Below are 24,873 nucleotides of genomic sequence, written 5' to 3' on the forward strand. Positions count from 1 at the left end.
CCACCCGAGGCACCGCAAGCTCCGTCTGCGGATCCGCGACCGCCCCACGCGGAGAGCCATCCGCGCCAGGGGCGCGCGAAGCGCCACCCGTGTCGGAAGCATCCGCCCCCACGCCCGCGGCCCCGCCGGAGACGGCAGCGGCCCCGCCATCGGCACGCGAAGCGCCGCCCTCGGGGTCGGCCCCCACGTCACCCGAGCCAGAAGCACGACCGGAGGCAGCAGCCACACCGCCGGCAACATCTTTCGCATCGGAGGCACCCCGCCCAGCGCCAGCGGCCTCGCTCTCAGTGCGCGCAGCGCCCTCCGCACCGGCCGCGCCCCGACCCACGTCGGCGGCCCCGCCGGAGGCGGCAGCCTCGCCGCGCGAAACGCCCTCCGCACCGGCCACGTGTCCTGCGGCAGCGGCCCCGCCGGAGGCGGCAGCCTCGCCGCCGCCGGCCTCCCCCGCCTCGGAGGCTCTCCGCCCAGCGCCAGCGGCCTCGCCGCGCGCAGCGCCATCCGTGCCAGAGGCACGCCCCGTGTCGGCGGCCTCGCCGCGCGCAGCGCGCTCCGGCTGATCGGACGTCACCGCGTCGATCGGCTCTTCTGGCGGTACGTCATCCCCCGGTGACCTTCTGACCGGTGCGCCGGCAGGCGCCTCCCCGGCAGGCGCCTCTCCCGCAGGCGTCTCCCCCGCAGGCGCAGTCTCGTCCTTGTCCTGGTGGCCCATGCGTAGCGTCCCCTCCGGCTTCCCCGGACATTGTCACCCATCCGACCGACAGTCGGACGCACCGCGGCCGACTACAACGGAACCGTGTCCGGCGCGCCGAGGCGGGCCGCGTCGGCGGTCTGGTCGTCGGGTTGCAGCTGCGACTCCCGCTCCGCCTCCACCCGCTTCTGGTAGTGCTCGATCTCCCGCTCCACCTGGTCGGCCGTCCAGCCGAGCACCGGCGCCATCAGTTCGGCGCACTCGCGCGCGCTGCGCGTGCCGCGGTCGAACGTCTCGATGGAGATACGCGTGCGGCGGGTCAGCACGTCCTCCAGATGACGGGCGCCCTCGTGCGAACTGGCGTAGACGACCTCGGCCCTGAGGTAGTCGTCGGCGGCGGGCAGCGGCTCGCCGAGGCGGGGGTTGGCCGCGATGAGCTCGAGCACCTCCTCGGTCAGCGAGCCGTAGCGGCCGAGCAGGTGCTCGACGCGGGCCTGGTGGAGGCCGAAGCGGGCCGCGAGCCTCGCCCTGGCGTTCCACAGGGCGTGGTAGCCCTCGGCGCCGGCCAGCCGCACCTCCTCCGTGCAGCAGGGGGCGACCCGCCGGTCGAGGCCGTGCACGGTGGCGTCGACCGCGTCCTTGGCCATCACCCGGTAGGTGGTGTACTTCCCGCCGGCGACGACCACGAGGCCCGGCACCGGGTGGGCGACCGTGTGCTCGCGCGACAGCTTGCTCGTCGCGTCAGACTCGCCGGCCAGCAGCGGTCGCAGCCCGGCGTAGACGCCCTCCACGTCGTCCCTGGTGAGCGGCACGGCCAGCACCGAGTTGACGTGTTCGAGCAGGTAGTCGATGTCGGCGCTCGACGCCGCCGGGTGGGCCTTGTCGAGGTCCCAGGCGGTGTCGGTGGTGCCGACGATCCAGTGCCGGCCCCAGGGGATGACGAAGAGCACGCTCTTCTCGGTGCGGAGGATGAGGCCGGTGGTGGAGTGGATCCGGTCCTTGGGGACGACCAGGTGGATGCCCTTGGAGGCGCGCACGTGCAGGTGGCCGCGCTCGGCGATCATCGCCTGGGTGTCGTCCGTCCAGACTCCCGTCGCGTTGACGACCTGCTTGGCCCGGATCTCGTAGCTGCCGTCCTCCTCGAGGTCCTTGACCTTGACGCCGACGACCCGCTCGCCCTCGCGCAGGAACTCGGTGACGCGCGCCCGGTTGGCGACGAGCGCGCCGTAGCTGGCGGCGGTGCGCACCAGCGTGGTGACGAAGCGGGCGTCGTCCACCTGGGCGTCGTAGTACTGGAGGGCGCCGACGAGCGCGTCCTTCTTCAGGCAGGGGGCCACCCGCAGGGCGTGACGGCGGGTCAGGTGACGGTGGTGCGGCAGGCCGCGGCCGTGGCCGGAGGAGGTGGCCATGGCGTCGTAGAGGGCGACGCCGGAGCCGGCGTAAAACCGCTCCCAGCCGCGGTGTTGGAGCGGGTAGAGGAAGGGCACGGGGCGCACCAGATGGGGGGCGAGGCGCTCGAGGAGCAGCCCACGCTCCTTCAGCGCTTCGCGGACCAGGCCGAAGTCCAGCATCTCCAGATAGCGGAGACCGCCGTGGATCAGCTTGCTCGACCGGCTCGAGGTGCCGGAGGCCCAGTCACGCGCCTCCACGAGGCCGGTGGAAAGGCCGCGCGTGACGGCGTCGAGCGCGGTGCCCGAGCCGACCACGCCGCCGCCGACCACCAGCACGTCGAGCTCGTGCTCCGCCATCCGGGCCAGCGCCGTGGCGCGCTGCTCCGGCCCCAGTGCGGCTGTCTTCACGCCTGCCTCCCAGTTCGCCTCGCCCTGATTCGCCTGATGCGCTGCTTCGCTGCGCCGACCGTCAGTCCGGGACCGTCGTGACGGCCCTGCTCCGATCGTCCCCCATTTCCCGCGATGTGGCGCGCCGTCCGTCCACAGGCACGACCAATACACCATATCTTTCATATATGCCCCTAAGCTGACTTGCAGTTCGAAGCGTGCCGGAGGGAAGGGAGCGGAATCGTCCATGCCCGCTGATCTCGCGGTCCTCGGCCTCGGCCGGTTGGGACTGCCGGCCGCCCAGGCCGCCACCGCGGCCGGCATCGGCACCGTCTGCTTCACCCCCGACGCCCGCGCCGCCGCCGCCCTCAACGCCGGCCGCGCGCCCGCCTCCGGCGCGCTGGCCCCCGCCGAGCTGCGCCGGATGCTCGCCGCCGGCTTCCGCGCCGTCAGCGACCCGGCCGTGCTCGGCCGGGCCAGGTCCGCGCTGATCTGCGCGCCGACCCCGCTGGGCGCCGGTGGCGCGCCCGACCTCGACGGCGTGCGGGAGGCCGCGACCACGCTCGCGCCCCGGCTGCGCCCCCACACGCTCGTCGTCCTCGAGTCGGCGGTCTGCCCCGGCACCACGGAGGACGTCGTCCGCCCGCTGCTCGAACGCGGCTCGGGGCTGCGAGCCGGCCGCGACTTCCACCTGGCGCACGCGCCCGGGCGCCTGGACCCGGCGGACCGCGCCCCGGGGCAGCCGCGCGTCATCGGCGGCCTCACCCCCGCGTGCACCGAGGCGGCGGCCGCCTTCTACGGCCGGCTCACCGATCGGGTGGTGCGCGCCAAGGGGGTGCGGGAGGCGGAGGCCGCCAAGGTGCTCGAGACCAACCTCAAGCACGTCACCACCGCCCTGGTCAACGAGATGGCGGTGCTCTGCCACGACCTCGGCGTCGACGTCTGGGACGTGGTGCGCTGCGCCGAGAGCCGTCCTTCGGCGCCACCCGCGATCCGCCCGGGGCCCGGCGTGGGGGGCCACACCGTCCCGATGGACCCGGGCCGCCGACTGCCCCTCGTCGAGTTGGCCAAGCGGATCAACGAGCGGATGCCGCGCTACGTGACCCGGCGCGCCGCCGCCCTGCTCAACGAGCACGGCAAGGCCGCGCGCGGCGCCCGCGTCCTGCTGCTCGGCGTCACCTACCGCCCCGACCAACCCGACCAGGAGCGCGCGCCGGCCGCCGACGTGGCCGCCCTGCTGCTCGACCTCGGCGCCGACCTCTCCTTCCACGACCCGTTCGCCGCCGAGTGGCGGGTCGGCGACCGCCCGATCCCCCGCGCCGAGCCCCCCTACGAGGCGGCGGCCACGGCCGACCTGACGCTGCTGCTCCAGCACCACGCGACCTACGACCTCCAGGGCCTGGCCGCCAAGGCCCAGCTGCTCCTCGACACGACCGGGGCCACGCCGGCCGGCGCCGCCCACCGCCTCTGAGGGCCATCGGTGGCGCCGCCGCGCGCCGGTCGCCTGACGTTCAGGCGTGGTTTCCCGGACACCGCCAAGGTGTGCGCCATGAGCACAAACACACACGAATCACAGGAATCGCGGGAATCGCAGGACGCCGCCGGGCTGAGCCGGCGCTCGTTCGTCGCCCGCTCCGCGACCGCCGGGGCCGGCCTGGCGATCGCCGGCACCGCCGGCGTGCTGGCCACCGCCCCCGGCGCCGTCGGCGAGCCGGGCCACGACGACGGGCGCGGCCGGCGGGAGCCCGGCTACGGTCCGCTCGTCAGCGACCCGGCCGGCATCCTCTCCCTCCCCGCCGGCTTCTCCTACCGGGTCATCACCCGCGCCGGCCAGACCACGCTGGACAGTGGCGAGACCACCCCCTCCAACCACGACGGCACCGGCTGCTTCGCCGGCTCGCGCGGCGCCCACCTGCTGGTCGTCAACCACGAGCTCGACGGCCCCCGCTCCGAGGCCGACCACCCGGTGCCGCTCGCCGAGGGCCTGGTGTACGACCCCGGAGCCCCCGGCGGCTGCACCGTGGTCGAGGTCGTCGACGGCGGCGACCACGTCACCGAGTGGGTCGGCATCGCCGGCACCGCCAACAACTGCGCCGGCGGCACCACCCCCTGGGGCACCTGGCTGACCTGCGAGGAGAACGCCGACCGCGCCGGCGAGAACGGCATGACCAAGGACCACGGCTACGTGTTCGAGGTCGACCCCTACGACCGGGAGGCCAACCGCTCCCCCCGGCCCATCAAGGCGCTCGGCCGCTTCGAGCACGAGGCGGTCGTCGTCGACCCGAGGCGCGGCGACCTCTACCTCACCGAGGACGCCGACGAGCCCAACGGCCTCTTCTACCGCTGGGTCCAGCCGCACGGCTTCCGCCACGGCCGCGGCCGGCTCGGCACACTGGCCGACGACGCGGGCACGCTGCAGGCGTTCAAGTGCTTCGACGCACAGGGCCGGTTCGTCGACGACCTCTCCCGCACCACGAGGACCGGCACCGTCTACGGCGTCGACTGGGTGGACGTGCCCGACCGGGACGCCCGCGAGACGTCCATCCGCGAGCAGTTCGGCGAGGGTGAGATCACCAGGGCCCGCAAGCTCGAGGGCATGTGGTGGGGCGACGACGGCGCCTACTTCGTCTCCTCCTACGCCCGCGAGGAGAGCCCCGGCACCCCGCACGACGGCCAGGTCTGGTTCTACGACCCCAGGCGCCGCACCGTCACCCTCAAGGTGCTGCTCGGCGTCAACCCCGACCCCTGGGTCGAGGGCCGCCAGGACGGCCCGGACAACATCACCGTCTCGCCCTACGGCGGCCTGATCATCGCGGAGGACGGCGACGGCCTCCAGCACCTCTTCGGCGCCACCGACGACGGCCGCACGTGGGCGCTGGCCCGCAACGAGGTGAACATCGGCACCGCGGAGGAGCCGGAGTTCAGCGAGTTCACCGGCGTCACCTTCTCGCCGGACGGCGAGACCCTCTACGCCCACATCCAGGAACCCGGGATCATGCTCGCCATCACCGGCCCCTGGCATCGCTGACCGCCTCGCGCCGGCCGGCGGCGGCCGGCGCGAGGGACCGTCAGCGGGAGCGCGCCACCGTGACCTCGACGCGCTGGAACTCCTTGAGCTCCGAGTAGCCCGTCGTCGCCATCGCCCGCCGCAGCGCGCCGAAGAAGTTCATCGAGCCGTCCGGCGTGTGCGAGGGGCCGGTCAGGACCTCCTTGGTGGTGCCGACCGTGCCCAGGTGCACCTTCTTGCCGCGCGGCACGTCCTCGTGCACCGCCTCCATACCCCAGTGGTGCCCGCGCCCCGGCGCGTCCGTCGCCCGGGCCAACGGCGAGCCCATCATCACGGCGTCCGCACCGCAGGCGATCGCCTTCGGCAGGTCGCCCGACCAGCCGACGCCGCCGTCCGCGATGACGTGCACATAGCGGCCGCCCGACTCGTCCATGTAGTCGCGGCGGGCCGCCGCCACGTCCGCCACCGCCGTGGCCATCGGCACCTGGATGCCCAGCACGTTCCGCGTGGTGTGCGCCGCGCCGCCGCCGAAGCCGACCAGCACGCCGGCCGCGCCGGTGCGCATCAGGTGCAGCGCCGCCGTGTACGTCGCGCAGCCGCCGACGATCACCGGCACGTCGAGCTCGTAGATGAACTGCTTGAGGTTCAACGGCTCGGCCGCGCCCGACACGTGCTCGGCGGAGACGGTCGTGCCGCGGATCACGAAGATGTCGACCCCCGCGTCCAGCACGGCCTTGGAGAACTGCGCGGTGCGCTGCGGCGAGAGCGCCGCCGCCGTGACCACGCCGGCCTCCCTGACCTCCCGGATGCGCTGGAAGATCAGCTCCTCCCTGATGGGCGCCGCGTAGATCTCCTGGAGCCGCCGGTTGGCCGACGTCTCGTCCAGCTCGGTGATCTCGGCGAGCAGCGGCGCCGGGTCCTCGTAACGGGTCCACAGGCCCTCGAGGTTGAGCACGCCGAGGCCGCCGAGCTCGCCGATGGCGATGGCGGTGGCCGGCGAGACCACCGAGTCCATCGGCGCGGCGAGGAAGGGCAGTTCGAAGCGGTAGGCGTCGATCTGCCAGGCGATCGAGACCTCCTTGGGGTCACGCGTCCGCCGGCTGGGCACCACGGCGATGTCGTCGAAGGCGTATGCCCGCCGGCCGCGCTTGCCGCGCCCGATCTCGATCTCAGTCACGTCCAGAGCCTTTCCACGGGGTTGTGCGCCCCCAGTATCGCGCCCCCGCTCAGCGGCCCGAGTAGTTGGGCGCCTCGACCGTCATCTGGATGTCGTGCGGGTGGCTTTCGTGCAGGCCGGCCGAGGTGATCCGCACGAAGCGACCACACTCCTTGATCTCCGGGACCGTCCGGCCGCCGAGGTAGTACATGGACTGGTGCAGGCCGCCGACCAGCTGGTGGACGACGGAGGCCAGCGGGCCGCGGTAGGGCACCTGGCCCTCGATGCCCTCGGGGACCAGCTTGTCGTCGTCGCTGACGCCGTCCTGGAAATAGCGGTCCTTGGAGTACGAGCGCCGCTCGCCGCGCGACTGCATGGCGCCGAGCGAACCCATCCCGCGGTAGGACTTCCACTGCTTGCCGTTGATGAACATCAGCTCGCCCGGCGACTCCTCGCAGCCGGCGAGCAGACTGCCGAGCATCACCGTGTCGGCGCCGGCGACCAGCGCCTTGGCGATGTCGCCGCTGTACTGCAGGCCGCCGTCGCCGATGACCGGGATGCCGGCCGCGCGGGCGGCAAGCGAGGCCTCGTAGATCGCGGTGACCTGCGGCACGCCCACGCCCGCGACGACCCGGGTGGTGCAGATGGAGCCCGGGCCCACGCCCACCTTGATGCCGTCCACGCCGGCGTCGACCAGTGCCTGGGCGCCGTCCCTGGTGGCCACGTTGCCCGCGACGACGTCCACCCGGTCGTAGTTGGACTTGATCTTGGCGGCCATCTCCGGCACCAGGCGCGAGTGGCCGTGCGCGGTGTCCACCACCAGGAAGTCCACGCCGGCCTCGATCAGCGCCTCGGCCCGCTCGTACGCGTCCCCGGCGACGCCGACCGCCGCGCCGACGATCAGCCGGCCGTTCGCGTCCTTGGCGGCGCGCGGGTACTGCTCGGCCTTGACGAAGTCCTTGACGGTGATCAGTCCCCGCAGCCGGCTCTCCTCGTCGACCAGCGGCAGCTTCTCGATCTTGTGCCGGCGCAGCAGCTCCATGGCGTCCTCGCCGGAGATCCCGACCCGCCCGGTGACCAGCGGCATCGGGGTCATCACCTCGCGGACCTGCCGGCCGCGGTCCGGCTCGAAGGCCATGTCCCGGTTGGTGACGATGCCCAGCAGCCGACCCTCGACGTCCGTGACGGGGACGCCGCTGATCCGGAACCGGCCGCACAGCTCGTCGGCCTCGCGCAGCGTGGCGTCGGGGCGGATGGTGATCGGGTCGGTGACCATGCCGGACTCGGAGCGCTTGACGCGGTCGACCTGGGCGGCCTGCTCCTCGATCGACAGGTTGCGGTGCAGCACGCCGGCGCCGCCCTGGCGGGCCATGGCGATGGCCATCCTGGCCTCGGTGACCTTGTCCATCGCGGCGGAGATCAGCGGAACGTTTACCCGGACGTTCCGCGAGATACGCGAGGAGGTGTCGATGTCCTGCGGCTCCATGTCGGCGGGCCCCGGCAGCAGCAGCACGTCGTCGAAGGTCAGCCCCAGGGTGGCGAACTTCTCGGGCACCTCGCCCGCGTAATCAGTCATGACAGCCTTACAGCCTTTCCCGCATCTCCGGCGTACTCCCCTTGGGCTCACCCCGCCGGGGTGCACTCCATGCTACGGCTCCCGGCATGAGCAACTGACCGGACTGTCCAGGCTCGCCAACGGAGCGCCCGGCCACGCCCTTCGTGCCCCTAGCGCCCGGCGAGCGCCCGCAGCCGGGAGAGGGCCCGGTGCTGGGCGACGCGGACGGCGCCCGGCGACATGCCGAGGACCTGACCCGTCTCCTCGGCGGTCAACCCGATCGCGACCCGCAGCAGCACCAGCTCCCGCAGGTGTCCCGGCAGGTTGGCGAGCAGCTTCTTGGCCCACTCGGCGTCGCTGCTCTGCAGCGCGCGCTCCTCGGGCCCCAGCGAGTCGTCCGGCCGCTCCGGCATCTGGTCGGAGGGCACGGCGGTGGAGCCCGGGTGCCGCAGCGCGGCCCGCTGGAGGTCGGCGACCTTGTGCTGGGCGATCGCCACGACGAAGGCGTCGAACGGCCGGCCCGTGTCGCGGTAGCGCGGCAGGGCGCACAGCACCGCGAGGCAGACCTCCTGCGCCAGGTCGTCCACGAAGTCTCTGGCCTCGGCCGGCAGTCGGGCGAGGCGGGTGCGGCAGTAGCGCAGCGCCAGCGGGTGCACGTGGGCCAACAGGTCGTGGGTCGCCTGAGCGTCCCCCTCAGCGGCACGATGCACGAGGGTGCCGATCCCGGTTGCCTCGTCATCGCGCATCGGTCCATGGTGCACCGTTCCTCCACGATCCGAACCACCGTGGGCTGAGTTGTGCACCGAAGCGTTATGTGCGGGAGCGCTCAGAGTCATGTTCCTCGCTCTCCCCTTACACGTGGCCGGCTCGTCCCCAAGGAGCGTCATGCCTTCAAGGATGCGTCACCCGGGAACTTTTTGAGCACCGCCGCCCGACCTGCCCACTCCCGGGCTGCTCACCGGACGGGGTGAGGGCCGCCGCCGCGCTCCCCGTCCGGCCATCGAACCCGTCAGCGAACCAAGCCCCAGCGGAAGCCCAGGGCCACCGCGTGCGCGCGGTCGGAGGCGCCGAGCTTCTTGAAGAGCCGCCGGGCGTGCGTCTTGACCGTGTCCTCCGAGAGAAAGAGCTCACGGCCGATCTCCGCGTTGGACCGGCCGTGACTCATCCCCTCGAGCACCTGGATCTCGCGCGCCGTGAGCGTCGGCGCCGCGCCCATGTCGGAGGAGCGGAGCCGGCGCGGCGCGAGGCGCCAGGTCGGGTCGGCGAGCGCCTGGGTGACAGTGGCGCGGAGCTCGGCGCGCGACGCGTCCTTGTGCAGATAGCCGCGGGCGCCGGCGGCCACCGCGAGCGCCACGCCGTCCAGATCCTCGGCGACGGTGAGCATGATGATGCGGGCGCCGGGGTCGGCGGAAAGCAATCGGCGGACGGTTTCCACGCCCCCGAGCCCGGGCATGCGCACGTCCATCAAAATCAGATCGGAACGATCGGCGCCCCAGCGGCGCAGGACTTCCTCGCCGTTGGCCGCCGTCGTGACTCGCTCGACGCCAGGCACGGTCGCGACCGCGCGGCGCAGCGCCTCTCGGGCGAGCGGGGAGTCGTCGCAGACAAGGACGGACGTCATGGCCGGCCTCCGCAGCTGATGCGCATCACCTTGAGCCTCCAGGCAGTTGTGTGTCGTCATCTGTGCGGTTGACCAGGCCCGTCAACCGCCTCCGCCCTCTCAACGACGGTCACCCGAAAGAGTTACGGCCACCAACCGCACAGCACCAGCACTCTACGTGACCGACTTATCACACGGGAGCCCCTCTCGGTAAACACGCCGAACTTTGCCTTCGCCCTTTTTGAACCTTCTTGCCCATCTTGAGGTGTCTACGGCTATATTCAGCTGGTAGTCATATAAACATCAGGCTTCAGAGGCTTCCGCAGCAGATCGAAGACGATGGGACACTGTCATGGCAGACTTCTCGCGCCTTCCCGGCCCCAATGCCGACCTGTGGGACTGGCAGCTGCTCGCCGCCTGCCGCGGCGTCGACAGTTCGCTGTTCTTCCACCCAGAGGGTGAGCGTGGCGCGGCGCGCAGCGCTCGCGAAGAGGCCGCCAAGGAAGTGTGCATGCGCTGCCCCGTGCGCGCGGAGTGCGCGGCGCACGCGCTGTCCGTCCGCGAGCCCTACGGGGTGTGGGGCGGGCTCACCGAGGACGACCGGGAGGAGTTGCTCGGGCGCGCGCGGCGCGATCTCGTCAACGCCTCGGCGCGTGGCGGCGCCCGGGGCGGCGGGGCCTGAGGGCCCCCACCACTCCCCGCGCCCCGGCGCGCTCCGGTGACCGAGCGTTCCGCGCCGGCCACCACGGTTCGGCCCCACTACGGTTCGGCCCCACTACGGTTCGGCCCCACTACGGTTCGGCCCCACTACGGTTCGACCCCACTACGGTTCGACCTATGACAACCGCATTGGTGACGGGATCGACCGCCGGCATCGGCGCCGCCTTCGCGCGCCGGCTCGCCCGCGACCGGCACGACCTCGTGCTGGTCGCCCGCGACGGCGACGCGCTGCGACGGCAGGCCGCCGAGCTGCACGACAGACACGGCATAGAGGCCGCGGTGCTCGTGGCCGACCTGGCGACGGACGAGGGCATCGAGGCCGTCGAGCGCCGGCTCGCCGATCGCGACCGGCCCATCGGCCTGCTGGTCAACAACGCCGGCTTCGGCCAGCGGGGCCGCTTCCTCGACGTCCCCGTGGCCGACGAGCTGCGGATGCTCAGGGTGCACTGCGAGGCGGTGCTCAGGCTCACCTCCGTGGCCGCCGAGGCGATGCGGCGGCGCGGCCGCGGCGGGGTGATCAACGTGGCCTCGGTCGCCGCGTTCCTGCCCCGTGGCACGTACGGGGCGTCCAAGGCGTGGGTGGTGCAGTTCACCCAGGGGGTGGCCCGGGACCTGGCGGGCAGCGGGGTGCGGCTGCTGGCGCTCTGCCCGGGGTTCGTCCGCACCGAGTTTCACGAGCGCGCCGGGATGAGCACCGACAACATCCCGAACTGGATGTGGCTGGACGCGGACCGGGTGGTGGACGCGGCGCTGCGCGACCTGGCGCGCGGCCGGTCACTGAGCGTGCCCGACGGGCGCTACAAGGCGCTGCTCGGCGTCACCAAGCTGGTGCCGCGGAGCGCGCTCGGCGCCGTGTCCTCGCGGGCGGGGCGCAAGTACGGCCCCGGGCGCCCCAGGGATCGAGCGAATCGTCCCGGATCGACCGGGGAGTAACTGTGACGAAAGAGACACGACTCACTAAGCTGGACGTATGAAAAATTGGCGCCTAGAGACTCGGACCCATCATGACTTTCGTACAGGTAATCGATTGCCGGACCAGCCGGGTCGATGAGCTGAACCGGCTGATGGACACCTGGGTGGCCAGCACCCAGGGCAAGCGGACCGCCACACACTCGGTGGTCGGCAGGGACCGGGGGGACTCGACACACATCGTCGAGATCGTGGAGTTCCCCTCGTACGAGGAGGCCAAGCGCAACTCGGACCTGCCGGAGACCGAGCGGATCTTCGAGGAGATGGTCGCGCTCTGTGACGACGTGCCGCGCTTCACCGACCTGGACGTGGTGCGCGACGAGCAGCTGAACAAGGCGACGGCCAGGAGCTTCTTCGAGGAGATCAGCAAGGGCAACCCCCACCCCCTTGAGGGCCTGTGCACGCCCGGCTACCTCGACCACGACCCGGGCAACGACGGCCCCGAGCCGCTCGGCAAGGCCGAGACCGAGGCGGTCGCCGCCCGCTACGTCGGTGCCATCTCGCCCACCTTCCTGATCGACGACCAGGTGGCGGAGGGTGACATGGTGACCACCCGCTGGACGGTCACCGGCACGCACGACGGCGAGTTCATGGGCCTTCCGGCCACCGGCCGGCCGGTGCGGATCACCGGTCAGACCACCCACCGGTTCGACCACGGGCTGATCGCCGAGGCCTGGTGGAACTGGGACCAGTTCGGCCTGCTAAGCCAGATCGGCCTGGTCGAGCTCTGACCTGGCCCCGTCCATCCGGCCCACGTCCCCACACGCCGAGGGCCCCGGCCCCGCGAGCAGCACTCGCGGCGCCGGGGCCCGTTCCCTGTCCGGGAGCGTCCCGGGGCACGCGCCGAGGGTCAGTGGGCGTGGCCGTGACCGTGCCCGGCCGGCTCCGGCTCCTCTTCCTTCTTCTCCACCACCAGGGTCTCGGTGGTGAGCAGCAGGGCGGCGATGGAGGCCGCGTTCTGCAGCGCGGAGCGGGTCACCTTGACCGGGTCGATGACGCCGTCCTTGACGAGGTCGCCGTAGGTGCCGGCGGCCGCGTTGTAGCCCTGGCCCTTGTCGAGCTCGGCCACCTTGGAGGTGATCACGTAGCCCTCGAGGCCCGCGTTCTCCGCGATCCAGCGCAGCGGCTCGACGGCGGCGCGGCGCACGATCGCGACGCCGGTCGCCTCATCACCCGAACGGCCCAGGTCATCGTCGAGAACCTTGGCGGAGTGCACCAGGGAGGCGCCGCCGCCGGGGACGATGCCCTCCTCGACCGCCGCGCGGGTGGCGGAGATGGCGTCCTCGAGGCGGTGCTTCTTCTCCTTCAGCTCCACCTCGGTGGCGGCACCGACGCGGATCACGCAGACGCCGCCGGCCAGCTTGGCCAGCCGCTCCTGCAGCTTCTCGCGGTCCCAGTCGGAGTCGGTGTTGTCGATCTCGGCGCGGATCTGGGCGATCCGGGCCTCGATGTCGGCCTGCTGGCCGCCGCCGTCCACGATGGTGGTGTCGTCCTTGGTGATGGTGACCCGGCGGGCCGAACCCAGCACGTCGAGGCCGACCTGGTCGAGCTTGAGGCCGACCTCCTCGGAGATGACCTGGCCGCCGGTGAGGGTGGCCATGTCGCCCAGCATCGCCTTGCGGCGGTCGCCGAAGCCGGGGGCCTTGACGGCCACCGAGTTGAAGGTGCCGCGGATCTTGTTGACGACGAGGGTGGAAAGCGCCTCGCCCTCCACGTCCTCGGCGATGATCAGCAGCGGCTTCGAGGAGCCGGCCTGCATGATCTTCTCCAGCAGCGGGAGCAGGTCCTGGATGGAGGAGATCTTGCCCTGGTGGATCAGGATGTAGGGGTCGTCGAGGACGGCCTCCATGCGCTCCTGGTCGGTCACCATGTAGTGCGACAGGTAGCCCTTGTCGAAAGCCATGCCCTCGGTGAAGTCGAGCTCGAGGCCGAAGGTCTGGGACTCCTCGACGGTGATCACGCCGTCCTTGCCGACCTTGTCCATCGCCTCGGCGATCAGCTCGCCGACCTGCTTGTCCTGCGCGGACAGCGCGGCAACGGCGGCGATGTCCGCCTTGGAGTCGATCGGCCGGGCGCTGGCCCTCAGGTCCTCGGCGATCGCCGCGACCGCGGCGTCGATCCCGCGCTTCAGACCGGCCGGGGAGGCGCCGGCGGCCACGTTGCGCAGCCCCTCGCGGACCAGGGCCTGGGCCAGCACGGTGGCGGTGGTGGTGCCGTCACCCGCGATGTCGTTGGTCTTGGTCGCCACCTCCTTGACGAGCTGGGCGCCCAGGTTCTCGTACGGGTCCTCGACCTCGACCTCCCGGGCGATGGTGACGCCGTCGTTGGTGATGGTCGGCGCGCCGAACTTCTTGTCGATGACGACGTTGCGACCCTTGGGGCCGATCGTCACCTTGACCGCGTCGGCCAGCTTGTTCACGCCGCGCTCGAGGGCGCGACGGGCGTCCTCGTCGAATTTCAGGATCTTCGCCATCGGTTGGGTGTCCCTTGTGCCTTGTCTTCTTCGTAAGGGCGGGTTCCGCGGGGCGGCCACACAACGGCGCCCCGGCCCCGGCCGTGCTTCAGATCAGGCGCGGGTCCCGGGGCGCGTCGGTGCCGAACTGCTCTCGACCGGTCCGAGTTACTTCTCGATGATCGCGAGCACGTCGCGGGCGGAGAGAACGAGGTACTCCTCGTTGTTGTACTTCACCTCGGTGCCGCCGTACTTGCTGTAGAGCACGACGTCGCCGACCTTCACGTCGAGCGGCAGTCGGTTGCCGTCCTCGAAACGGCCCGGGCCCACGGCCAGGACGACGCCCTCCTGGGGCTTCTCCTTGGCGGTGTCCGGGATGACCAGGCCCGAGGCCGTGGTCTGCTCGGCGTCGAGCGGCTGGACCACGATGCGGTCCTCAAGCGGCTTGATGGCAACCTTGGTGCTGGCGGTCGTCACGATCCGACCTCCCCCTTCGGAGATCTCGCGGGGTCTTCATGTCTGGGAGCGACCTGCAGGACCCGTCGTCGCGGGTGCCGGATCCGCCCGTCGCTTGTTGGCACTCCTACGGTGAGAGTGCCAGCGTCGAGACTAGGCCGCGGTTAGCACTCAGTCAACTAGAGTGCCAACGCGCCCTGGCGGGCGCGGCACCCCGAAGGTTCCGCACGTGGTGGGACGGGGGCCCAACGGGTGTGCCGCGGCGCCGCGTTACGCCCGATCTCCCGCCGGTGGTTCCCCCGCCGACCTGCGCGTTTTCGGCGCAGCGCACGGGTGCGGTTGGGGGCGCGGGGAGCAGGGGACCGTGGCGAACGCCGTGGCGCTGCGCGCGGGGGTGGCGCTTCACGCCGGGCGCCGTTCTCCACCGCCGCGCGCCAGGCCCGTCCTCGGCGGCTGCGTCGTCTGGTCGGGGCCGGCGGGCCGGCCGCGCGCCGCGTCGTGGTGTCAGAGGTAGTCCTCCAGTCGGGCCAGGGCGAAGCCCTGGGCCGTGGCCGTGTCCAGGACGCGGCGGACCATGTCCGGCATGGAGCCGCCCCACTCCGAGGTGCCGCGGAAGTGGGTGAGGATGATGTCGCCCGGCTGCAGCTTCTCGTCGCCGCGGCCCCAGGCGATGCGGTCGGGGAACGCCTCCTCGGCCCACAGCGGGACCACCTCGACGCCGCAGGAGGCCGCCGCCCGCAGCGTGTCGCGGTCGTACGCCCCGTACGGCGGGCGGAAGAGGGTGGGGCGCTCGCCGATCTCCTCCTCGAGGGTGTCCTGTTGGCGGCAGATCTCCGTCCGCTGCTCCTCGTAGGAGAGCTTCGGCATCTCGCGGTGGTTGACGGAGTGGTTCTGGATCCCGGAGCCGTCCCGGTGCGCCTGGCGGAAGTAGTCGTAGTCGTCGCGGGCCACGTAGTCGGAGAGGAAGCTGCTGTAGGGAATGTCGAGTTCCCGCATCATCTCCAGCAGTTTCGGGTCCTTCTCCGCGCCGTCGTCGATGGTCAGGAAGACGACCTTCTCATCGGTGGGCACCCGCACGATCACCGGCGGCAGGCCCTTGCCGGCGATGTGGCCCGGTTCGCTGGTGAGTTCGGGCTTCTCGGCCGGCGGCGCGGGGGCCCGGAGAGGGACGCGCCGCAGACCCCAGGACTTGGCCGCCGCGATCCGTCGCGTTTCGGCGCGCTCCAGGTGCTTGGCGTAGGCCGCCAGCGCGTCCGCCACGGTGCGCGCCTGCGCGGCGCGCTGGGGGGCGCCGAGGGCGAGTGCCGGGTCGCCGCCCGAGCCGGGGCCGTGCGGCGGGGGCGCCGGCGCGCCGGCGACGGTGGTGAGCAGCCGCCGGTCGTCCGATTCGGTGGGCGGCGTCGGGACGGCGCCTGAACAGGCGAGGGCGAGTATCGTCGCGCCGCCCAACAGCCCGCAGCGCCGCGCCCGCCAGCGGAGCCGGACCGGCGGGCCCTGCCCCCCTCTCGGGATAATTTGTCTTACTTGTCCGATAATCTCCATGGTTCCGGATGGTGCCATCCGCACTCCCGGGACCCCGGCAGCCCGATCCGTGGCGCCGGGGAGAATGACCCGTGTGGCCGCACCGTCCGCCGCCCTCGGCGCCTTCCCCGACCTGCTCACCGAGCGGGGCCAGCGACTCCTCGCGCAGTTGCGGGACCTCGACCCGGCCGACGAGCTGACCGCCGCCACCCGACTGCGCCGCGACCACCCCGCCGAGCTCGTCTCGGCCGCCATCGGCCAGGCCCGGCTCAGGCAGCGCGCGGCCGCCAAGTTCGGCCGGGACGCGGAGCGCATGTACTTCACGCCGCACGGCGTGGAGCAGGCCACCCGCGCCCCCGTCGCCGCCTGGCGCGCCGCCCGCTTCGCCGAACTCGGCGCGCGCCGCCTCGCCGACCTGTGCTGCGGCGTCGGCGGGGACGCCATCGCGCTGGCCCGCGCCGGCATCGAGGTGGTCGCCGTCGACCGGGACCCGCTGACCTGCGCCGTGGCGCGCGCCAACGTCGAGGCGCTCGGGCTCGCCGACCGCGTCGAGGTGCGGGAGGCCGCCGTGGAGGACGTGCCGCTCGACGGCTTCGACGCGCTCTTCGCCGACCCGGCGCGGCGCGGCGGGCGCGGCCGGGTCTTCGCCCCCGAGGCGTACTCGCCGCCGCTCTCCTGGGCGCTGGCGGCCGCGGGCCGCGCGCCGTTGGCGGCGCTCAAGGTGGCGCCCGGCGTGCCGCACGAGGCAGTCCCCGCCGAGGCCGCGGCCGAGTGGGTCTCGCACCGGGGCGAGGTCAAGGAGGCCGTGCTGTGGTTCGGCACGGGCGAACGGGAGCCGCGCCGCGCCACGCTGCTGCCCGGCTGTGACACGCTGGCCGGCTCGGGCGCCCGCCGGGCGCCGGCCGGCGAGCCGGGACGCTACCTCTACGAGCCGGACGGCGCGGTGATCCGCGCCCACCTCGTCGCCGAGGTCGCCGAGGCGATCGGCGGCCGGCTGCTCGACCCGGAGATCGCCTACGTCACGGCGGACGCCCCGGCGGCCACGCCGTTCGCCACCGGCTACGAGCTCACCGACGTGCTGCCGTTCAACGTCAAGCGGCTGCGCGCCCTGCTGCGCGAGCGCGACGTCGGCACGGTGACCGTCAAGAAGCGCGGCTCGGCGCTCACCCCTGAGGAGCTGATCCGGCGCCTCAAGCCGCGGGGCCCGGGCGCCGCGACCGTCTTCCTCACCCGGGTCGCGGACGAGCCGGCGATGTTGCTGAGTCCCGGGGTGCTCAGTCCTCGACCGGGGTGAACCGCCAGCGGTGGACCGGGCGGTGCAGCAACTCGGCCGGCGGGTCCGGGAGTTCCGCGAGCTGCCCGGCGGGCCACCAGGTGATCACCAGTACCCGGTCCGGCTCGGCCGCGAAGGTCTCGCGGCGGTCGGGGGCCGGGTCGAGCGGCTGGTCGCGGACCCATGCCAGCAGCTCGGCGCCGCGCCCGGTGACGGCCCTGGCCTCCCACATCAGCGCGACGGCGGCCATCAGTGGTGGTGCCCGTGGAGGGCGTCGTGGGCGTCGTGGCCGGGGACGTGGGTCTCGGTGACCGGCAGGGAGGAGTCGGCCGGCAGGTCGAGCGCCGAGGGCGTGCGCCCCCTGGCGACCATCTCCGCGCCGAGCGCCGCCACCATCGCGCCGTTGTCCGTGCACAGGCCCGGCCTCGGCACCCGCAGCACGATCCCGGCGTCGGCGCAGCGCTCCTCTGCCATGGCGCGCAGCCGCGAGTTGGCCGCCACGCCGCCGCCGATCATCAGGTGGTCCACGCCCTCCGACCGGCAGGCCCGGATCGCCTTCCTGGTCAGCACGTCGGTGACCGCCTCCTGGAACGAGGCCGCCACGTCCGCGACCGGCACCTCATCGCCAGCCGCCCGCCGGTTCTCGACCCAGCGGGCCACGGCCGTCTTGAGACCTGAGAAGGAGAAGTCGAACGGCGCGTCGCGCGGCCCGGTGAGCCCGCGTGGGAAGCGCACCGCCTCCGGGTCGCCCTCGCGGGCCAGCCGGTCGATGACGGGGCCGCCGGGGAAGCCGAGCCCCAGCACCCGCGCCACCTTGTCGAAGGCCTCGCCCGCCGCGTCGTCGATGGTCGCGCCGAGCGGCCGCACGTCGGTGGTGATGTCCGGGGCGAGCAGCAGCGAGGAGTGGCCGCCGGAGACCAGCAGGGCCATGGTCGGCTCGGGCAGCGGGCCGTGTTCGAGCTGGTCCACGCAGATGTGCGAGGCGAGGTGGTTCACGCCGTAGAGCGGCTTGCCGAGCGCGTAGGCGTACGCCTTGGCGGCCGAGACGCCGACCAGCAGCGCGCCGGCGAGCCCCGGGCCCGCCGTGACGGCGATCGCGTCCAGGTCGCGCGCCGAGACGCCGGCCTGGGTGAGCGCCCGCTCGATGGTGGGGACCATCGCCTCCAGGTGCGCGCGGCTGGCGATCTCGGGCACCACCCCGCCGTAGCGCGCGTGGTCGTCCACGCTTGAGGCGACGGCGTCCGCCAGCAGCGTGTGGCCGCGCACGACGCCGACCCCGGTCTCGTCACAGGACGTCTCGATGCCGAGGACGAGCGGTTCGTCAGCCATCTTCTTCCTTCTTCTCCTCCGTCGGTTCGGGCGCCGGCTCCAGCTCGCGGCGCATCACCAGCGCGTCGTGGCCGCCCGGCTGGTAGTAGCCGCGCCGCACGCCGATCGGCGCGAAGCCGAAGGCGGTGTAGAGCCGCTGGGCGCGCTCGTTGTCGACACGGACCTCGAGCAGCACCTCGCGGCAGCCGAACCCGGCGGCGGCGTCGAGCAGTTCGGACAGCAGCCGGGCGCCGAGCCCGGTGCCCCGGTGGTCCTCGGTGACGCCGATGGTCATCACGTCGCCCGACTCTCCAGAGACGCCGAGCCCGCCGTAGCCGACGAGACGGCCGTCAGGACCCTCCGCCACCACGTAGCGGCGGCTGGGGCGCGGGCCGCGGGCGCCGGCCAGCTCGGACCAGAACATCTCAGCCGACCAGGCGTCCTCGGGGAACAGTTCGGCCTCGAGACCGAGCACCGGCTCGATGTCCCACCAGCGCATCTCGCGCAGCACGACCTGCCCGGCGCGGTTCGCCGTCAACGGGTGACCGCCTTGTAGCCGGTGGGCACCCTGGCGTCCGGGCGACGCAGATAGCGCGGCCGCGGCTCCTCGAGCTCCGCGCCGGCCGCGAGCCGCTCGGCGGCCAGCGCGGCGAGCGCGGCTGCCGAGGCGTGGCGCGGCAGGTCGTCGCGGTGGCCGGGGAACGCCTCCGGGTAGAGCAGCGCGCCGGCGCCGACGGCCGGCAGCCCGGCGACGGCCTCGGCGATCTCGGCGGGGCGGTCGACGGCGGGTCCTTCGACGCGGGTCCTGGCGTCCGCGTAGCGGGCCCAGTAGACCTCCCTGCGCCGGGCGTCGGTGGCGACCACGAACGGCTCGGTCAGTCCCGAGGCGTAGGCGATGGAGTCCAGCGTGCCGAGGCCGTGCACCGGGATGCCGGCGGCCGAGCCGAGCGCGGCGGCGGTGGCCAGGCCGACCCGCAGCCCGGTGTAGGGGCCGGGGCCCGTGCCGACCACCAGGGCCGTGACCTCGGCGAGCCGGCGGCCGGCCGTGGCCAGCACCCGGTCGACGGCGGGCAGCAGCAGTTCGCCGTGGCGGCGCGGGTCGACCTCCTCGGCGGTGGCCAGGGCACGCTCGCCGTCGTGCAGGGCGACGGTGACGGCGGGGGTCGCGGTGTCCAGGGCGAGCAGCAGCACCCGGCAAGCCTACGACTCGCCGAGCGGCCCTCCGTCTCCTGGTAGCGTCGGGCCAGGACCCTTCGATCCACTCGTCCCTGCGCGAAAGGCGGACAGCAGACCGTGGCGCGCCACACCTCAAGCTCCGGTTCCGGTGTCTTCGTCTCCGTGCTGACCGTCGCCGCGCTCGCCGTCGTCGCCTTCTTCGCCTACCAGGCGTCGGCGGCCGACGACGGGCCGCCGCTGGCCTCCGAGCAGCCGGACGAGTCCGCCTCTCCCGAGGACGACGCCACGGATGGCGGCGAGGACGCCGAGGCGGAGGAGCCGCCGCTGCCGGCCGAGTCGGGGACCGGCAGGCGCGTGGTCTACGCGCTCGGGCAGCAGCGGGTCTGGCTGGTGGACGTCGCGCAGGACGGCACCGGCGAGGTGGTGCTCGACACCTTCCCCGTCTACCCGAGCTCGGTCAGCCCCGAGCCCGGCGAGTACGCGGTCACCTCCCGCACCCCGAGCGGCACCGGCTCCGACGGGGTGGCCATCGAGCACACGGTGATCTTCCACTCGGAGGGCGACGTGGTCTTCGGCTTCTCGGCCGCGATCGACGGCTCGACCCCAGACCCGCAGGCGACCCAGCGCACCGGCGCGGTCCGGGAGTCGCGAGAGGACGGGGCCGCGATGTGGGAGTTCGCCACCGAGAACGTCGCGGTGGTCGTCGTCCCCTGAGGGTCGGGCCTAGCCCGCGAGTTGGTCGAGGCCGGCGCCGTGCCAGCGGTCGCCGATGCCCGTCAGGGACACCTCGCGGGTGTCGTCCTCGGCGTCCGCGCCCCGGTGGATGACGACGTGCAGCCGGTCCTCTGACAGCTCCTCGACGCGGCCCTCGCCCCACTCGACCACCACCACCGACTCCGGCAACGCCACGTCGAGGTCGAGGTCCTCCATCTCGTCGAGGCCGCCGGCCAGCCGGTAGGCGTCGACGTGCACCAGCGGCGGGCCGCCAGCCAGCGACGGGTGGACGCGGGCGATCACGAAGGTGGGCGAGGTGACGTCGCCGCGCACGCCGAGCCCCTCGCCGATGCCGCGGGTCAGCGTCGTCTTGCCGGCGCCCAGCTCCCCGGTGAGCAGCACGAGGTCGCCGGGGCGCAGCAGCGCGGCGAGCCGCCGGCCGAGCTCGCGCATCCGGTCGGCGTCGGGGACGGTGAGCGCGACGGGGGGGTCAGACAGCTGGTTCATGGGGATGGATGCTACGCGCGAGCAGCCTGGCCAGGGCGTCGTTGACGACCAGCGGCGCCTCGAGGAGCACCAGATGCCCCGTCTCCGGCACCAGCAGCAGCTCGGCGGCCGGCAGTTCCTCGGCCATGCGCTCGCTGTGCGAGGCCGGGGTCATCTCGTCCCGGTCGCCGGCCAGCACCAGCACCGGCAGGTCTTTCTCCAGGCCGCGGAGCACGCCGAGCGCGGCCATCTTGTCGTGCACGTGGAAGGCCGGGTAGAACTCGGCGACCACGTCCAGCGGCACGGCCTCGATCAGCCGCTCGGCGAACCGGGCGACGGCGGGGTCGATGGTCTTCGGCTCGCCGAAGGAGAGCCGCCGGAAGACGCCCGAGTACAGGTCACCGACGGCGCGCCGGCCGCGCTCGACCAACTCGGGACGGGCGCCGATCACCTTGAGCATCCTGGGCACCGCCTTGCGGACGAGGCCGATGACGGGGGCGGGGAAGCCGTAGGTGACGTCACTGAGGCCGCCGGCCGACGTGCCGATGAGGGCGACGCCGGTGACCCGCTCAGCGATGTACTCGGGGTACTGCTCGGCGAACGCCATCACCGTCATTCCGCCCATGGAGTGGCCGACCAGCACGACGGGCCCCTCGGGCGCGGCGGCGTCGAGCACGGCCTTCAGGTCGCGGCCGAGCTGGTCGATGCTGACGTCCTCGACGCGCTCGACCTGGGACCTGCCGCGCTCGGAACGGCCGTGGCTGCGCTGGTCCCAGTAGACCGCGCGGTAGTGGCCGCGCAGCGCGGCGCGCTGGAAGTGCCAGACGTCCTGGGCGAGGCAGTAGCCGTGGCAGAAGACGACGGTGGGGCGGCGGCGCACCGGCTCCGGGCGACGGAGCAGTTTGGCGAGCCGGCCGCGCGGCGCCGGCTCGGCGACCGCTGCCGGGGGCTTGAGCGCGGGGTGCTCGTCGGGCTCGTCGATCTCGTAGTACAGCTCGGTGCCGTCCTCGGCGAAGACGGTGCCCGGGGTGCCGCGCAGGGTGCCGAACGGGCCGGCCGCGTCCAGTTCGAGCCGGGCCTGGCGGCGCAGGTTGCGCTGCACGCTCAGCCGCTCGATGGCCACGGTGGTGGCGACGGTGGTGGCCACGGCGCCGACGGCCACGCCGGCTATGCCGGCGCGGCGGGCCCAACTCATGACGGCGCCCCCACCGGCTCCGGCAGCTCCCCGTGGTAGACGCGGGGGACCCGGTGACCGATGCGGGTGACGATCTCGTAGCCGATGGTGCCGGTGGCCCTGGCCCAGTCCTCGACGGTGGGCTCGCCGTGGTCGCCGGGGCCGAAGAGCAGGGCCTCGTCGCCGGCCTCGGCCGTGTCGCCGCCGAGGTCGACGACGAACTGGTCCATGGCGACGGTGCCGGCGACCGTGCGCCACTTGCCGGCGACCAGCACGGGCCCGGTGCCCGAGGCGTGGCGGGGGATGCCGTCGGCGTATCCGGCGGGGACCAGCGCCAGCGTGGTCTCGCCCGGTGTGGTGTAGCGGTGGCCGTAGGAGACGCCGTGGCCGCCCGGGACCCGCTTGACGCCGGCCAGCCAGGCGCGAAGCGTCATCACGGGGCGGAGCCCGAAGTCCTCCGGGGTGCCGACCTCGGGGGAAGGGGAGACGCCGTACAGGGCGATGCCGGCGCGCACCAGGTCGTAGTGGGCGGCGGGCAGGGTGAGGGTGGCGGGCGAGTTCGCCAGGTGGCGGACCTCGGGCCGCAGGCCGGCCAGGTCGGCGGCGGCCAGAGCCTCGTCGAAGACCTTCCGCTGGGCGGCGATCGACGGGTCGCCCGGCTCGTCGGCCCGAGCCAGGTGGGACCAGACGCCGGCGACCACGACCGTGCCGTCGACCTCGGCGGCGCGGGCGGCGGCGGTCAGGTCGGCCCAGTCGGCGGGCGGGCAGCCGTTGCGGCCGAGGCCGGTGTCGGCCTTGAGGTGGACCCTGGCGGGGCGGCCGGCGGCCCGGGCGGCGGCGACGGCCTCGGCCAGCGCCCAGCGGGCGCTCACGGAGACGTCGATGTCGGCCTCGATGGCGCGCCGCCAGGGGCCGCCCGGCACCCACAGCCAGCACAGCAGCCGCCCGGTGTCGCCGGCCGCGCGCAGCGCGAGCGCCTCCTCTGGCATGGCAGCGCCGAGCCAGGCGGCACCGGCCGCCCGGGCGGCCCTCGCGCACGGCACAAGCCCGTGCCCGTAGGCGTCGGCCTTGACCACAGCCATCAACTGGGCGCCACCGCTGAGGCGTTCGTGCAGCGCACGGACGTTGGAGCGCAGCGCGGCCAGATCGATGTCGGCGCGCAGCCGCCAGGTTTCGGGCAGGACGTGATCGTTCATTGTCCACCAGTGTCGCAGGAACCCCGGATTTCGCCGCCCTGACCGCCGGAAACGACGGCGGGGCGCGGGCCCGCCGAGGGGGTTTCCTGCGCCGCGGCGACCGGCACGGGCCAGACTGGTGTCATGAGGACGGCCTATCGCGTGGAGACGGTGCGGACCGCCGAGCGGACGCTGATGGCACGGCTGCCCGAGGGCACCCTGATGGCGCGGGCCGCCGCCGGCCTCGCGGCGGCCTGCGCCGACCTGCTGCGGGGCCGCCGCTCCCGCCGCGTGGTGCTGCTGGTGGGCAGCGGCGACAACGGCGGCGACGCCCTCTACGCGGGCGCTCGCCTCGCCCGCCGGGGCGCCGGGGTGACCGCCGTGCTGCTCTCCCCCGACCGCGCCCACCCCGGCGGTCTCGCCGCGCTGCGCGCCGCCGGCGGCCGGGTCGCCGCGCCGGACGGCGCGTCCGCCGCCCTCGCCCGCGCCGACCTGGTGGTGGACGGCATCACCGGCATCGGCGGCCGGGGCGGGCTGCGCCCGGCCGCCGCCGAGTTGGCCCGCCAGGCCTCCGCCGCCGGCACGCCGGTGGTCGCCGTCGACCTGCCGAGCGGCGTCGACCCCGACACCGGCGAGGTGCGCGGCGAGGCCGTGCGGGCGGCGCTCACCGTCACCTTCGGCACGCACAAGCCGGGGCTGCTGGTCGACCCGGCCGCCGAGCACGTCGGCGAGGTGCGGCTCGTCGACATCGGCCTGGGCCCCGAACTGCCGGCGACGCCCGACCTGGCGGTGCTGGAGCCGGCCGACGTGACGGCGCTGCTGCCCCGCCCCACCGGCGAGAGCGACAAGTACCGGCGCGGCGTGATCGGCATCGCGGCCGGCTCGCCCCGCTACCCGGGCGCGGCCGTGCTCGCGGTCGGCGGCGCGCTGCACGGCGGCGCGGGCGCGGTCCGCTACGCGGGACCGGCCGACGCGGCCGTCATCGCCCGCTACCCCGAGACGTTGGTCTCCACCGGCCTCCCGCACCAGGCCGGCCGGGTGCAGGCCTGGGTGGTCGGCCCCGGCATCGGCGACGACCCGCAGGCCCGCGAGCGGGTGGCGGACGTGCTGGACGCCGACGTGCCGGTGCTGGTGGACGCGGATGGGCTGCGCGGCCTCGACCCGGCCCGGATCCAGGCCCGCACCGCGCCGACCGTCCTCACCCCGCACGCCGGCGAGGCGGCCGCGCTGCTCGGCACCGCCCGCGACCAGGTGGAGGCCGCCCGGCTGGCCGCCGTCCGTGAGCTCGCCGAACGGTTCGGCGCCGTGGCCCTGCTCAAGGGCTCAACCACCCTGATCGCCGACCCGGCCGGCGGACCCGTGCGCGTCAACCCCACCGGCACCCCGTGGCTGGCCACGGCCGGCAGCGGCGACGTGCTCTCCGGCCTGATCGGCGCCCTCCTCGCGGCCGGCCTCACCCCCCTGGACGCCGCCTCGACCGGCGCCTACCTGCACGGCCTCGCCGGCTCCCGGGCCCCCAGGCCCCCCACGGCCTCCACCGTCACCGAGACCCTGCCGACGGTCTGGCGCGCGCTCCTCGACCACGGTCTCGACCACGGGACGGCCTGACGGGTCTGACGGCCCGACCACCCACCCCTCACCGCGCCGGGACGGCCGCTGGAACAA

23 protein-coding genes and 1 pseudogene are annotated in these 24,873 nt (G+C 73.7%); 9 read left to right on the plus strand and 15 right to left on the minus strand.

Features of this window, described 5'->3' with window-relative positions; genetic code table 11:
• Nucleotides 1-610 (plus strand): annotated as a pseudogene (locus tag E1265_RS37995) (hypothetical protein); the annotation flags it as partial.
• A gap of 170 nt (nucleotides 611-780) precedes the next feature.
• Here the strand turns inward: E1265_RS37995 and E1265_RS13580 are convergent.
• Nucleotides 781-2,487, minus strand: a complete 1,707-nt coding sequence (locus tag E1265_RS13580) for a glycerol-3-phosphate dehydrogenase/oxidase (RefSeq protein WP_132930557.1) — start codon at nucleotides 2,485-2,487, stop codon at nucleotides 781-783.
• Between the two features lie 226 nt (nucleotides 2,488-2,713).
• On the opposite strand from E1265_RS13580, the gene E1265_RS13585 reads away from it, so the two are divergent.
• Nucleotides 2,714-3,937 (plus strand): nucleotide sugar dehydrogenase, encoded by a 1,224-nt coding sequence (locus tag E1265_RS13585; RefSeq protein WP_132930558.1) that lies wholly within the window; start codon nucleotides 2,714-2,716, stop codon nucleotides 3,935-3,937.
• Nucleotides 3,938-4,015: 78 nt separating this feature from the next.
• Nucleotides 4,016-5,494 (plus strand): alkaline phosphatase PhoX, encoded by a 1,479-nt coding sequence (locus E1265_RS13590; protein ID WP_132930559.1) that lies wholly within the window; start codon nucleotides 4,016-4,018, stop codon nucleotides 5,492-5,494.
• A 40-nt stretch (nucleotides 5,495-5,534) separates the two neighbouring features.
• Here E1265_RS13590 and E1265_RS13595 read toward each other — a convergent pair whose 3' ends face one another.
• The 4 genes from E1265_RS13595 to E1265_RS13610 all read right to left on the minus strand — a co-directional run bounded on the left by E1265_RS13595 (nucleotide 5,535) and on the right by E1265_RS13610 (nucleotide 9,805).
• A complete protein-coding gene (locus E1265_RS13595; RefSeq protein WP_132930560.1) occupies nucleotides 5,535-6,650 on the minus strand; it encodes a GuaB3 family IMP dehydrogenase-related protein in 1,116 nt (371 codons plus the stop codon).
• A gap of 49 nt (nucleotides 6,651-6,699) precedes the next feature.
• On the minus strand, nucleotides 6,700-8,205 hold the full coding sequence (guaB, locus tag E1265_RS13600) for an IMP dehydrogenase (RefSeq protein WP_132930561.1): 1,506 nt from the start codon (nucleotides 8,203-8,205) through the stop codon (nucleotides 6,700-6,702).
• Nucleotides 8,206-8,354: 149 nt separating this feature from the next.
• Nucleotides 8,355-8,930: an RNA polymerase sigma factor ShbA gene (gene shbA, locus E1265_RS13605; protein ID WP_279571428.1), complete on the minus strand. Its 576-nt coding sequence runs from the start codon at nucleotides 8,928-8,930 to the stop codon at nucleotides 8,355-8,357.
• 263 nt (nucleotides 8,931-9,193) lie between these two features.
• Complete coding sequence (locus E1265_RS13610; protein WP_019431595.1) at nucleotides 9,194-9,805, minus strand: response regulator transcription factor; 612 nt, start codon at nucleotides 9,803-9,805, stop codon at nucleotides 9,194-9,196.
• A 331-nt stretch (nucleotides 9,806-10,136) separates the two neighbouring features.
• On the opposite strand from E1265_RS13610, the gene E1265_RS13615 reads away from it, so the two are divergent.
• The 3 genes from E1265_RS13615 to E1265_RS13625 all read left to right on the plus strand — a co-directional run bounded on the left by E1265_RS13615 (nucleotide 10,137) and on the right by E1265_RS13625 (nucleotide 12,204).
• Nucleotides 10,137-10,466 carry a WhiB family transcriptional regulator gene (locus tag E1265_RS13615; RefSeq protein WP_132930563.1) on the plus strand — a complete coding sequence of 110 codons (330 nt, stop codon included), beginning with the start codon at nucleotides 10,137-10,139 and terminating at the stop codon, nucleotides 10,464-10,466.
• A gap of 155 nt (nucleotides 10,467-10,621) precedes the next feature.
• Complete coding sequence (locus tag E1265_RS13620; RefSeq protein ID WP_132930564.1) at nucleotides 10,622-11,437, plus strand: SDR family oxidoreductase; 816 nt, start codon at nucleotides 10,622-10,624, stop codon at nucleotides 11,435-11,437.
• Between the two features lie 71 nt (nucleotides 11,438-11,508).
• Nucleotides 11,509-12,204, plus strand: a complete 696-nt coding sequence (locus E1265_RS13625) for an ester cyclase (RefSeq protein ID WP_132930565.1) — start codon at nucleotides 11,509-11,511, stop codon at nucleotides 12,202-12,204.
• 119 nt (nucleotides 12,205-12,323) lie between these two features.
• Here the strand turns inward: E1265_RS13625 and groL are convergent, their stop codons facing one another.
• From groL to E1265_RS13640, 3 genes are all read right to left on the minus strand, one after another.
• Nucleotides 12,324-13,946, minus strand: coding sequence for a chaperonin GroEL (groL, locus tag E1265_RS13630; protein ID WP_132930566.1), 1,623 nt, complete (start codon nucleotides 13,944-13,946; stop codon nucleotides 12,324-12,326).
• 147 nt (nucleotides 13,947-14,093) lie between these two features.
• Nucleotides 14,094-14,402 (minus strand): co-chaperone GroES, encoded by a 309-nt coding sequence (gene groES, locus E1265_RS13635; RefSeq protein ID WP_100569792.1) that lies wholly within the window; start codon nucleotides 14,400-14,402, stop codon nucleotides 14,094-14,096.
• A gap of 483 nt (nucleotides 14,403-14,885) precedes the next feature.
• Nucleotides 14,886-15,923, minus strand: coding sequence for a polysaccharide deacetylase family protein (locus E1265_RS13640; RefSeq protein WP_243740761.1), 1,038 nt, complete (start codon nucleotides 15,921-15,923; stop codon nucleotides 14,886-14,888).
• Between the two features lie 64 nt (nucleotides 15,924-15,987).
• Here E1265_RS13640 and E1265_RS13645 point away from each other — a divergent pair, with 64 nt between their 5' ends.
• A complete protein-coding gene (locus tag E1265_RS13645; RefSeq protein ID WP_132930567.1) occupies nucleotides 15,988-17,196 on the plus strand; it encodes a methyltransferase domain-containing protein in 1,209 nt (402 codons plus the stop codon).
• On the opposite strand, the gene E1265_RS13650 is transcribed toward E1265_RS13645, so the two are convergent.
• Genes E1265_RS13650 through tsaB form a run of 4 tightly spaced genes read right to left on the minus strand, consistent with a single transcriptional unit; the run spans nucleotide 17,177 to nucleotide 19,674 of the window.
• Nucleotides 17,177-17,425 carry a hypothetical protein gene (locus E1265_RS13650; RefSeq protein WP_132930568.1) on the minus strand — a complete coding sequence of 83 codons (249 nt, stop codon included), beginning with the start codon at nucleotides 17,423-17,425 and terminating at the stop codon, nucleotides 17,177-17,179. The genes E1265_RS13645 and E1265_RS13650 overlap by 20 nt on opposite strands.
• Nucleotides 17,425-18,504, minus strand: a complete 1,080-nt coding sequence (gene tsaD / locus E1265_RS13655) for a tRNA (adenosine(37)-N6)-threonylcarbamoyltransferase complex transferase subunit TsaD (RefSeq protein ID WP_132930569.1) — start codon at nucleotides 18,502-18,504, stop codon at nucleotides 17,425-17,427. The genes E1265_RS13650 and tsaD overlap by 1 nt, the downstream gene beginning before the upstream one ends.
• Entirely contained in the window at nucleotides 18,497-18,982 is a 486-nt protein-coding gene (rimI, locus tag E1265_RS13660; protein ID WP_132930577.1) for a ribosomal protein S18-alanine N-acetyltransferase, read from the minus strand. Before rimI ends, tsaD begins: the two co-directional genes overlap by 8 nt.
• A gap of 35 nt (nucleotides 18,983-19,017) precedes the next feature.
• Nucleotides 19,018-19,674: a tRNA (adenosine(37)-N6)-threonylcarbamoyltransferase complex dimerization subunit type 1 TsaB gene (tsaB, locus tag E1265_RS13665; protein ID WP_132930570.1), complete on the minus strand. Its 657-nt coding sequence runs from the start codon at nucleotides 19,672-19,674 to the stop codon at nucleotides 19,018-19,020.
• 102 nt (nucleotides 19,675-19,776) lie between these two features.
• Here tsaB and E1265_RS13670 point away from each other — a divergent pair, with 102 nt between their 5' ends.
• A complete protein-coding gene (locus E1265_RS13670) occupies nucleotides 19,777-20,373 on the plus strand; it encodes a hypothetical protein (protein WP_132930571.1) in 597 nt (198 codons plus the stop codon).
• Between the two features lie 9 nt (nucleotides 20,374-20,382).
• Here E1265_RS13670 and tsaE read toward each other — a convergent pair whose 3' ends face one another.
• The 3 genes from tsaE to alr are packed head-to-tail and all read right to left on the minus strand — an operon-like array spanning nucleotide 20,383 to nucleotide 23,229.
• Nucleotides 20,383-20,880: a tRNA (adenosine(37)-N6)-threonylcarbamoyltransferase complex ATPase subunit type 1 TsaE gene (gene tsaE / locus E1265_RS13675; protein ID WP_132930572.1), complete on the minus strand. Its 498-nt coding sequence runs from the start codon at nucleotides 20,878-20,880 to the stop codon at nucleotides 20,383-20,385.
• Entirely contained in the window at nucleotides 20,864-22,054 is a 1,191-nt protein-coding gene (locus E1265_RS13680) for an alpha/beta hydrolase (protein WP_132930573.1), read from the minus strand. Before E1265_RS13680 ends, tsaE begins: the two co-directional genes overlap by 17 nt.
• Nucleotides 22,051-23,229, minus strand: a complete 1,179-nt coding sequence (alr, locus tag E1265_RS13685) for an alanine racemase (protein ID WP_132930574.1) — start codon at nucleotides 23,227-23,229, stop codon at nucleotides 22,051-22,053. The genes E1265_RS13680 and alr overlap by 4 nt, the downstream gene beginning before the upstream one ends.
• Nucleotides 23,230-23,352: 123 nt before the next feature.
• Between alr and E1265_RS13690 the strand changes: the two genes are divergently transcribed.
• Nucleotides 23,353-24,816 carry an NAD(P)H-hydrate dehydratase gene (locus E1265_RS13690; RefSeq protein WP_132930575.1) on the plus strand — a complete coding sequence of 488 codons (1,464 nt, stop codon included), beginning with the start codon at nucleotides 23,353-23,355 and terminating at the stop codon, nucleotides 24,814-24,816.
• Nucleotides 24,817-24,873 lie beyond the last annotated feature (57 nt).

This window comes from Streptomyces sp. 8K308, assembly GCF_004348315.1.
Lineage (GTDB): Bacteria > Actinomycetota > Actinomycetes > Streptomycetales > Streptomycetaceae > Streptomyces.